Origin of the sequence: Pseudolactococcus laudensis (assembly GCF_013449735.1) — a bacterium.
GTDB classification, from domain to species: Bacteria; Bacillota; Bacilli; order Lactobacillales; family Streptococcaceae; genus Pseudolactococcus; species Pseudolactococcus laudensis.
In genome coordinates this window covers 75297-86297 of sequence record NZ_JACBNY010000002.1, presented here as the reverse complement: position 1 = coordinate 86297, position 11001 = coordinate 75297, and the positions used below count along the sequence as shown (strand labels likewise).

The following is an 11001-nucleotide window of genomic DNA, read 5'->3' as shown; positions in this document are numbered from 1 at the left end:
CCTCAATCAAATTCACTTTTGTTTAATCTTAAGAGTTGACGCGTTCCAAGGACAATACAACCTACCGGAAGTAGTAAAATCCAAAATAGATTCGTTTTCTTGAATTTTTCACTAAATACAAGATAAAGAAAACCAATTACCTGCACTAAGTTTAGTCCCCATGTCAAAATCGGTGGCACTGGTAATGCGACTTGACCCGCTAAAAATGCCTCTGTATCCCCCATAGTTACTTGAAGATTAAGTGAGGTCGCGATAATTGATAAGATACCCAATATGATTAATACGATAGCAAATATACTTTTAGTTGTTTTATTCATGTTTGTCTCCCTAGCTATTTAGTCGAAAATTTTCAACAATTCAGTTCTACACCCGTTACTCGATTTTTATCTTCTTACTCCCAAGACTCCAACTTCTTGAACTATTTTTCATTTAATTGTCACGTTTCCAATTATACCAAGTTTTAGTATCAAAAATATCAACCTTCTTTCCCTGTAATTCAAATTTTGTATCAGAAAGCCAGTTAAAATCATTTTTTATATTTTTATATTGCCAAAAAACTGTTTCATCTTTAAATTTTTTATCTTTTGATGTTATACCAACACGAATTGAATAGCCAACTGTTGCGCCACCCTCAGACCAAGTATAAATATTTGCCTGATGTTTTTTATCTGGTGATGTATAAGTTTGAATCAAACTTCCTTTACCATTATATTTTGAAAGTCTGTAATCAAACGTTTGGTATGTCAAATATATTAAAAATAATAGAATAGGCAAAAGTATAACACTACCTATGATTATCTTTTTTTTCAAAGTCGAACTCCTTAATCTTAATGTTTGATTGCATTCTTTAAAGGCATGAAAATAATAGACTTTTGCGAACGAATTACAGACATACTTTTATTTAAGTGTCTTGTAACAGTCAACGCCTATCAAGAGTGTACACAATAATAAAATACTGATATAAAAAGCAACCAGACTTGAATACTTTGCGTCAAGTTTTCATGTCTAAATTTCCAACTGCTACTAAAATTTATTCAGAAATACCTATAAATAGTTCATTTTAATCCTAGACAAACTATAAATAAAATTCTACCACAGAAAATTGATATCTTTAAAAAGTTGAAAATCTTCCACTTTTTTAAAATAGTTCTAATAAAAGGAATATTTTCAACTTTTCTTCAACATAAAGATTCAAGTATCCAGTATCGTATAAGAGGGAGTAGGCATAAAAATAATAAATTTACTTTTGACTACATTGAGTATTTGGATGTTTGGCTAATTTTAAACCTTTAAGTCGAGTTCTTGAATACTCGATAATTACTTTTAGTTCTCCCCCTAATGCATCAACCTTATCTAGGTAGTTCTCTGCCTTGATAAGGTTTTCTTTTGTTGGATTTTCTATATAGTCATGCAAATCAGTTAACATTTGGAAGTTGACAATCGCAATTAAATCACCTCCAAAATCAAATTGAGAAATTTTATCTCTAAAAAATACGGCATCATCTAATTCTTGATATTCAAGTACGCCATCATACAAGTTCATTAAAGTTCCTACAAACAAGTTTTTTAAACTACCAGAATAAAAATGCTTAGTTCTCTCTAAAAGCAATTCACCAAACCACTTAAAATCTCCCCTATCCAAAATCGGACAAGCATAATAAAGCAGCTTAACCTCAAATTCTGTCCAATTATCTAACCCATTCAAATAGTCGCCAACGATATTTCTTTCAACGAGGGAAACGTATTGCTTTTCTGTCACATCCTGCAAAACACTCTTAATCATGATATTAGATAGAATTTCAAACTTATCAGTCGTTTCCTCAATAATCAACTTTTCTGACCGTTTCACACCTTGTAGACCAGAAAAGCGGATTTGATTTAAAATATTGTATAGTTTTTGCATACGGTCTGGCTGATAATCATTCAAAACATTGACAAATTCATTTGGTGTCATGTTAAGTTTAGCAATAACATGTAATAATTTATCAGCTGCTAACATACTTGTCCCGTTTTCAAATTTAGAGATAAGAGATTTCGATACAATTTCATCACTAATATCAGCTTGTGTGTAGCCTCTTGCTTTTCGTAACCCTTTAAAAGTTTTCCGTATAGCAGAAATTTCATCCGTCATAACTTCTTTTGCCATTAACCCTCCCTTTATTTGTCAAGCCCCTCCCCTCAGGGTGTTTGAACGACGTAAGCGTTTTCTATTCAATTATACTGTTTTTAAATTATATTTTCAAAAATTTATAACGTTATGTGTGGATTGTAGGCAACAAAAAATCTCGCATCAAGCGAGATTTCGAAATTATTTACTTCATATCAAAAACTAACGCATCATCTTTCAAACCAACTAAAACCACTGAGTTTGGTAAGACTTTACCAGATACAAGTGCTTTCGCAAGTGGTGTTTCAAGATGTTTCGTCATAAACCGTTTAATTGGTCGTGCCCCGTACTCGGGTTCATACGCATTTTTGGCAATCCAATCAAGGGCATCTGTTGTTAGCTCTAAATTAATATCTTGATGCGACAAGCGTTCTGTAAGCTGCGCCACGATTTTATCGATAATTTGTTTCACGACAGGCAAGGTCAACGGCGTGAAGACAACAGTATCATCAATCCGATTAAGGAACTCAGGTTTGAAGTGCCCTTTAAGCTCGTCCAAGACTGCTTCTTTCGTCGTATTGTCAAGAGTGCCATCATCTTTAATCCCATCCAACAGCGTCCGTGAGCCAATGTTTGATGTCATAATCAAGACGGTGTTCTTGAAGTCAACAACAACACCCTTAGAATCTGTCAAACGACCATCGTCAAGCACTTGGAGTAGGATGTTAAAGACATCAGGATGCGCTTTTTCGATCTCATCAAGCAGGACGATCGTGTACGGATTACGACGTACAGCCTCAGTCAACTGACCGCCTTCGTCATAACCAACATATCCTGGAGGTGCACCAACCAAACGTGAGACACTATGTTTTTCCATGTACTCACTCATGTCAATCCGCACCATGTGGTTTTCTGAATCGAAGAGGTCTTCGGCTAAGCTTTTAGCCAATTCAGTTTTACCGACACCAGTCGGTCCAAGAAATAGAAAGCTACCAAGCGGTTTATTAGGGTCTTGCAGACCGGCACGACTACGGATAATGGCATCAGAAACTGCGTTAACCGCCTCATCTTGCCCTACCACACGTTGGTGTAAAGTATCTGCTAGATGCAAGAGTTTTTCTTTTTCGCCTTCAACCAGTTTAGTCACTGGAATCCCAGTCAAGCGACCAATCACTTCCGCAATTTCTTGATCTGTCACCGATTCTTGAACCAGATGAGTACCGGCATCTGCCTCTTGGGCATCTTCCAAATCAGCCACTTCTTTTTCCAGTTTTGGAATTGTACCATGACGCAGAACAGCAGCCTGCTCTAGATTGTACTCATTTTCAGCATTTTCTAAATCAAAACGAGCTTGCTCTAACTCAGCACGTTTAGCATGAATCGCTTCTACTGCCTCTTTTTCAGTTTCCCAACGCATCTTCAAGGCATTAGCTGTTTCACGCGTATTGGCAAGCTCTTCTTGTAGAATCGCCAAACGTTTCTTAGAGCCATCGTCTGTTTCCTTCTTCAAGGCTTCTTCTTCAATTTCAAGCTGCATCAGTTTACGCGCAATTTGATCCAACTCAGTTGGAGAAGAATTCATCTCAACCCGAATCGTTGCACTCGCTTCATCGACAAGGTCAATTGCTTTATCAGGCAAATAACGATCTGTAATGTAGCGATTTGACAAGATTGCCGCAGCAATCAAGGCATTATCATGAATTTTCACACCATGATGCACTTCAAAACGATCTTTCAGACCACGTAGGATAGAAATCGTATCCTCAACCGTTGGCTCTTGTACCAACACTTTTTGGAAACGACGCTCCAAAGCCTTGTCTTTCTCGAAGTTTTGGCGATATTCATCCAAAGTCGTCGCACCAATCAAGTGCAACTCACCACGCGCCAACATCGGTTTCAACAGATTACCTGCATCCATTGAACCTTCCGTTTTACCCGCACCAACAATCGTGTGAATCTCATCAATAAAGAGAATAATCCGACCATCAGACTTCTTAATCTCATTTAAAACAGTCTTGAGCCGTTCTTCAAACTCACCTCGGAACTTAGCACCCGCAATCAGCGCACCCATATCCAAGCTAAAAATCGTCTTATCTTGCAGATTCGTTGGCACATCCTTCTTCACGATCCGTTGCGCCAAACCTTCAACAATCGCCGTTTTACCGACACCAGGCTCACCAATTAAAACCGGGTTATTTTTCGTCTTGCGCGACAAAATCCGCACAACATCTCGCACTTCCTCATCACGCCCAATCACAGGGTCCATCTTACCCGTGCGAACCTTCTCAACCAGATCCTCGCCATATTTCTTCAGCGCTTCATATTTTTCTTCTTGATTTTGACTTGTCACCGAACTTCCTCCTCTCATACTTTCGATTTTTTCCTTAACCATCTTCTCCGTAATACCATGGTCTTTCAAATACTTGGTCAATGGATTATGGCTTTGCGAAAACAGTGATAACAGTACCGTCTCAGTGGATAGAAACTCATCTTTTAGAGATTCAGCCAGCTTTTCAGCCTGACTAAATAAGTTAAATAGATTTTGACTCAAATTCTGACCATAAGCGACATTGCTACCAGTCACGACTGAAATTTTATCTAGTTCCTGATCAATTTCCGCCTCAAAACCTGCTAAATCTAAACCTAAGTCTTGATAAAAGTCATGCGCAAACTGCCCAGGCTGAATCATGAATTTCCAAAGATGTGCGATTTCTATATTTTGATGTTGGTGAACTTGCGCGATTTTTTGTGCCTCAGCCAAAGCTTGTTGTAAAGTTGTTGTCATTTTTTCAATATTCATTGTCTTTTGTTCTCCTTCTTCAGAAGTAAATTCTAGAGATTTTCTATCTCTAAATCCTATTATAACGATTTGGTCAATAAAGGTCAAATATTTTGTTTAAAAAATTTTGATTAATTTGAGCATCAAAACAAACCTCTCGATAAATTGTAAATAAGCAAACTAAGCATCAAAAATAAGACGAAATCGGGTAAAAAACATTGATGCTATACCCAAATACCAATTCCGTATTGTTCTGCCAAAACAATACGGAATTGGTAAAAAAAATACGTTTTTCTTGCGAAATTCGTATTGTTTTGCCAAAACAATACGAATTTGGTAAAACAATGCTGCTATTTTATAAAATTTAGAGACTTTCTGCAAAACTAAACGAAAAAAGAGAAAAGCAAACTTGTTGAGGCACAATAGTTTACTTTTCTCTCTCGTTGACTGAGGACATTTTGTCCTAGCCTTTTGTGATCATTTTGTTGGTTCAATATAGGGTAGAATTTCAGCTTGAAGGCCGACATTGGTCGCAAATATGTAGGGTTCATCATCTAAGGTGGCTAGATTTTCAGTTCGACCACTGACAATAATACCTACAAACTTAGCCGTCTTTAAAGTTGGATATTTTTCGACCTGTTTTAGGGCATCTTTATAGATATCAATGCCTGCTACATTATAGCCGCGTTTTTCAGCTGCTGTTTTTACGGCAGTCACAAAAGATGGATAGTTGGCAGATGACCAGCTACTTGAAGAGGATGTCTCCAATGACTCATCTTCTAATTTACCAGCTTCATCTGCATTAATCCCAATGACTTTACCAATGGTATCCGTGACTGATAGTTGGTCACTCGCCATGCCTAGCCAGTACCAGTTAATCAGTAAATTATCAGGAAGTTTAGCCTGAATTTCAGCATAAGTCATCGGCTCCTTAAATGAAATGGCAACTTCTGCGACATGATTTTTCAGTCCGGATGAAGTTCTTGCCTCGTGTGTCGTCTTAACTTCTTGCTCAGTTTCGGTTTGCTTGTGATTGGGATTGAAAAACAATGGCAGTTTTTCGCCATTTTCTCGGCTAAAGGCACCGATATCTTTTGTTTTTGTAATCGGAACTGTTAATGGTGAGTTTTGATCACTGGCATAGCCAACTCCAAACAGGCTAAAATTGATTTCGAGTGGTGCCGCTGCAACTAGGTAACCGTCAATGTTTTTAAAACGATCACTTTTCAGCTGAGAAGTCACCCAGCCAGTTTTGCTCAAATATTGGGACCTCGAAATCAAGTTAGGAGACTCAATCATATCTGTGATATTGGCCATTTCCTTTGCTTTTTCGTATTGCAAGGCCATGCCTCTATTACTCACGGTATAGCCTATGAACAGTAAGGCAAGCGTTGTCACAACTGAAATTGCGAATGTTTTAACGATTTTTTTCTTTTTTCTTTTTTGATAATCTTATCAAAGTCTTCATTCATCTTCATTATTTTGCTCCATTTCTTGTTTGAGTTTGTGTCTCAGGCGATACAAGTCTGTCTTGACCTTGGCCTCAGAAATTTGATAAATCTCTGAGATGTCTTTGACAGACTTATCATCTTCATAATACAAGGTCACAAGACCTAACTGATAATCTGTCAGCGTCTGCAAAGCCTGCTCTAGCTGCCAACTTCTGTCGTTATCTAAGTTAACGACATTACCATAAATCAGATAAAATCGTTCGGATAAAAGTGCTCGATAACGCTTTTCGCGTCGATAAAGGTCATAAAATCGGCTCAGCGCTACGCGATAGAGCCAAGGGCGTAGTTTATCGGGGGCAAGTACAATATCAGCCTGTATCAGCTTAATGAAGACGTCCTGTACGATGTCTTGCGCATCTGCTGGATTCGCTCCGGTTTTGATTAAGTAGCGCTGAATTTCAGATGCGCAGGTCATTAAAATTTACTCATAGGGACTAATATTCACTTGCGACCTCCTTTCTACAATTCTCTACGTGAAATCTTGACATTTGACCTACGCTTACGCGCATCCAAGCGCTCAATGTCCTTCTTCACTTATATAACGAATTAAACTTAGTTTGGTTACATCAAATATGATTTATTTTTATCTCTTCTTCTATCATACTAGAAATATGATTAAATTGACAAAAAAATCCTTGTCTACTTTTAAAGAGACAAAGGATTTTTGTTTATCTAGTTTATTTATCCAAGCCCATAGCACGTTGGATAGCTTTAACAATCTCAACGATGATAATCATGGCAAATGAGCCGACGAGAACCATTGCCCATTGGTAGGCATCTAAGTGTGTCACGTGGAAGATTTTATTAAATCCTGGCACGACGATCGTCACACCGAGCAAGATAAATGACACAACAATCGACCAGTTAAAGGTCTTGCTGCGGAAAGGACCAACAGTTAGGATAGATTGGTAAACTGACTTGGCATTAAAGGCATGGAACAATTGGATTAGACCAAGTGTTGCAAAGGCCATTGTCAAGGCATCCGCGTGCATAGCATCGCCAGAATGGACCGGCCATGCAATCGCTGCACCATAAACACCGAGGACGAGCGCTGCTTGCAAGAGACCTTGATAAACTGTCGCAAACAAGACACCACCTGAGAAGAAACTAGCTTTACGACCACGTGGTTTGTGAGTCATAATGCCTGGTTCAGTCGGTTCAACACCAAGCGCAATCGCTGGGAAAGTATCGGTTACAAGGTTGATCCAGAGCAAGTGAACTGGCTGCAAGACATCCCAACCGAATAAAGTCGCAAGGAAGATAGTTAACACTTCGGCAGTATTGGCAGAAAGCAAGTACTGAATCGTTTTTTGGATATTTGAGAAGACTTTACGACCTTCTTCAACGGCAACGATAATCGTCGCAAAGTTGTCATCGGCAAGCACCATATCAGACGCGCCCTTAGACACTTCTGTTCCGGTAATCCCCATACCAATTCCGATATCCGCCGTTTTAAGAGCGGGTGCATCGTTAACACCGTCGCCGGTCATGGCAACGACTTTACCTTCGTTCTGCCATGCTTTCACGATACGAACCTTATGCTCTGGCGACACGCGCGCATAAACGCTGTACTGTGTCACCACTTTTTGGAAGTCTTCATCGCTGAGCTCGTTCAACTCAGCACCAGTGAAGACGTGGTCTTCTGTATCACCTTCGTCGATGATGCCCAGACGTTTAGCGATAGCTTCGGCTGTATCTTGGTGGTCACCGGTGATCATGATCGGACGGATGCCCGCTTCTTTGGCAACGCGCACAGCTTCGGCAGCTTCTTTACGCTCTGGGTCGATCATGCCGATCAAACCAGCGAAAATCAAGTCATTTTCAAGGGTTTCGCTTTCAAGCTCAGGCACGGCAGACTCATATTTATAAGCCATCATCAAGACCCGAAGGGCTTGTTTTGCAAGTGATTTATTAAGCGTCAGAATCTCATCACGGTCAGCCTGTGTCATGGCAACGACTTGCCCATCAACAACTTTCTTGCTAATGCGTGTGAGGAGCTGGTCTGGTGCTCCTTTGACAGCAACGAGAAACTCTTCATCCGTGATTTTGTGGACGGTACTCATGAGTTTACGGTCAGAGTCAAACGGTAATTCTGCCACACGCGGCTCAGCTTTGAGCACATTGCGCAAATCATAGTTATGGTCGATCCCATATTGGACGAGTGCTGTCTCTGTCGGGTCACCGATGAGTTTGCCGTCTTGGGAAATCTTAGTATCGTTAGCAAAGTTCATGATGCGAAGTGTCATATCATCGAAAGAAATCTCATCTGTCGCATCTTGTAATTGACCGTTAGTGTAAACTTTTTCGACTGTCATCTGATTCATGGTTAATGTACCAGTTTTGTCAGAGGCGATAATTTCAGTCGAACCAAGCGTCTCAACCGCTGGTAGTTTGCGGACGATGGCATTTTTCTTAGACAAGACTTGTGTACCAAGCGCAAGGACGATCGTCACAATTGCTGGCAAACCTTCTGGAATCGCTGCAACCGCAAGGGCTACTGATATCATCAACTCTTCAAGTGGTGGATGTCCTTGAACAAAGACACCAATCACAAATGTCACTGCTGCAATCAAGAGAATCGCATAAGTCAAAATTTTCGACAAGTTGTTAAGGTTTTGTTTGAGTGGTGTATCTGTTTCCTCAGCATTTTGCAGCATTGAGGCGATTTTACCAACTTCTGTTGTCATCCCTGTTGCGACGATAACGCCCAAACCACGACCGTAAGTCACGTTTGAGTTTTGGTAGGCCATGTTAACACGGTCACCGATACCAGCATCCGCAGCAACGGCAACAGCCAAATCTTTTTCGACTGGTACAGATTCACCTGTTAAGGCTGCTTCTTCAATTTTAAGGGAATTCACTTCAAGCAAACGCATATCTGCTGGCACAACGTCACCCGCTTCAAGTGATACGACATCACCTGGTACAAGCAAGTCTGATGAAATTTCCTCAACGTGACCATCACGACGGACACGCGCCGATGGTGTTGACATTGATTTTAAAGCATCAATTGCAGCTTCCGCTTTACCTTCTTGGTAGACACCGAAAACAGCGTTGATGATAACTACAGCCATGATAATAATAGCGTCACTGATGTCTTCGCCACCACTTGTCACCACAGATAAAATCGCTGCGATAATCAAGATGATAATCATCAAATCTTTAAATTGCTCTAAAAACTTAGCGAGTAATGTTTTTTTCTCGCCAGCATCTAATTCATTCTTACCATATTTGGCAAGACGTTCTTGAGCTTCAGTTGATGTCAACCCTTTTTTGGTCGTCGCCAACTCTGTCAACACCTCATCTGGGGATTGCGTGTAGAATTTTTTTTCTGACAATGTAGTCTCCTTACTAAATTTAATCAATCATTCAGCTTAACTGATTATTAACAATAACTCCGGTCTCAAGATGACTAGCTGGTAAGCAAAGCTATCACAGCAGATAAAAAAGAGACCTGTAGCTACAGCTACAAGTCTCGCATATTAAGCAACTACCGAGCCGAAACACGACCGTAATGACGATAGTTGCGCAGAAAACTGCTTGCTACTCCCTTGAGTTCTATTTTATTATAACAAATTCTGATAGATTTTCAAGTTTTAAACTTTTTGTTGTTTGATAATAAAAGACTCTTAACCGCACTTACACGATTAAGAGTCTTAAAACAATCTCATTTTAGAAGTTTGTTTGATCTGGGTCACTCGTCATACGTGTGGCACCGTGGAGGGTATCAATCGTTGCGATATCTTCAACCGATAATTCAAAGTCAAACAATTCACCATTTTCAATGATACGGGTTGGTGTCACTGATTTTGGTAAGGGTAGGTAACCTTTTTGTAGTGACCATTTCAGCGCGACTTGCGCTGGTGATTTACCATGTTTTTCAGCGATTTCGACCAAGGCTGGTACTGTCAATACTTCGCCTGTTCCGAGTGGTGAGTAGGCCTGTGTCAAGATGTTGTGCGCTTTGTTGTAAGCGACAACTTCTTCTTGCTGGTCACTTGGGTTCACGTAAAGTTGGTTGACGACTGGTGCGATTTTTGCTGTTTTCAGAAGTGCATCAATATGGTGTGGTCGGAAGTTTGAGACACCGATAGACTTGATTTTGCCTGCTGCAACGCCGGCTTCCAAGGCACGCCAAACTTCTGCGTTTCTTTTTTCATAGCCGATTGTTTCTCGGATTGGTGCAGGATTTGGCCAATGGATTAGGAACAAATCAACATAGTCTAAACCAAGCTTAGCAAGGCTTTCATCAATGGCTGCCAAGGTTTCTTCATAAGTCGTTTTGTCATTCCAAACTTTTGTTGTCACATAGATGTCTTCACGTGCGACTCCTGAATTTGCAATGCCACGACCTACTGAGGCTTCATTTTTATAAACAGCTGCTGTGTCAATATGACGGTAGCCTGCTTTAAGGGCTTCAATGACTGATTTTTCAGCGACATCACCGTCAGGTGTTTGCCAAGTTCCGAAACCAACAACTGGAATTTTTTCGCCGTTGTTGAGTGTGTAAGTATCTGTTAAAGTCATACGTTCCTCCTATAGATATGAGCCTAAGCTCAAGTTCGTGTGCAATACGATGATTAACTCAGATGAAGGCTGAACAA

At 40.0% G+C, this 11001-nt stretch carries 8 protein-coding genes and 1 pseudogene; all 9 read right to left on the bottom strand.

The genetic code is table 11. The features are described 5' to 3' along the window. Positions 1-2 precede the first annotated feature (2 nt). Entirely contained in the window at positions 3-317 is a 315-nt protein-coding gene (locus HZR21_RS02100) for a hypothetical protein (RefSeq protein WP_180746004.1), read from the bottom strand. A gap of 112 nt (positions 318-429) precedes the next feature. Then, a complete protein-coding gene (locus HZR21_RS02095; RefSeq protein WP_180746002.1) occupies positions 430-810 on the bottom strand; it encodes a DUF5412 family protein in 381 nt (126 codons plus the stop codon). A 430-nt stretch (positions 811-1240) separates the two neighbouring features. Beyond that, complete coding sequence (locus tag HZR21_RS02090; protein WP_180746000.1) at positions 1241-2146, bottom strand: helix-turn-helix domain-containing protein; 906 nt, start codon at positions 2144-2146, stop codon at positions 1241-1243. Positions 2147-2312: 166 nt separating this feature from the next. Then, entirely contained in the window at positions 2313-4907 is a 2595-nt protein-coding gene (gene clpB / locus HZR21_RS02085) for an ATP-dependent chaperone ClpB (RefSeq protein ID WP_180745998.1), read from the bottom strand. Positions 4908-5363: 456 nt separating this feature from the next. Then, complete coding sequence (locus HZR21_RS11700; protein ID WP_343037645.1) at positions 5364-6044, bottom strand: anti sigma factor C-terminal domain-containing protein; 681 nt, start codon at positions 6042-6044, stop codon at positions 5364-5366. 48 nt (positions 6045-6092) lie between these two features. Next, positions 6093-6320: pseudogene (locus HZR21_RS11880) on the bottom strand (sigma factor regulator N-terminal domain-containing protein); the annotation flags it as partial. Positions 6321-6350: 30 nt separating this feature from the next. Further along, on the bottom strand, positions 6351-6812 hold the full coding sequence (locus HZR21_RS02075) for an RNA polymerase sigma factor (protein WP_219605548.1): 462 nt from the start codon (positions 6810-6812) through the stop codon (positions 6351-6353). 262 nt (positions 6813-7074) lie between these two features. Continuing rightward, a complete protein-coding gene (locus HZR21_RS02070) occupies positions 7075-9735 on the bottom strand; it encodes a cation-translocating P-type ATPase (protein WP_003139941.1) in 2661 nt (886 codons plus the stop codon). A 334-nt stretch (positions 9736-10069) separates the two neighbouring features. Next, positions 10070-10924 (bottom strand): aldo/keto reductase, encoded by an 855-nt coding sequence (locus HZR21_RS02065; RefSeq protein ID WP_180745994.1) that lies wholly within the window; start codon positions 10922-10924, stop codon positions 10070-10072. Positions 10925-11001 lie beyond the last annotated feature (77 nt).

Bases quoted from the DNA above. Each gene is read 5' to 3' on its own strand.
- HZR21_RS02100 (WP_180746004.1), bottom strand. From the start codon at position 317: ATGAATAAAACAACTAAAAGTATATTTGCTATCGTATTAATCATATTG.
- HZR21_RS02090 (WP_180746000.1), bottom strand. From the start codon at position 2,146: ATGGCAAAAGAAGTTATGACGGATGAAATTTCTGCTATACGGAAAACT.
- clpB (WP_180745998.1), bottom strand. From the start codon at position 4,907: ATGAATATTGAAAAAATGACAACAACTTTACAACAAGCTTTGGCTGAG.
- HZR21_RS02075 (WP_219605548.1), bottom strand. From the start codon at position 6,812: ATGACCTGCGCATCTGAAATTCAGCGCTACTTAATCAAAACCGGAGCG.
- HZR21_RS02065 (WP_180745994.1), bottom strand. From the start codon at position 10,924: ATGACTTTAACAGATACTTACACACTCAACAACGGCGAAAAAATTCCA.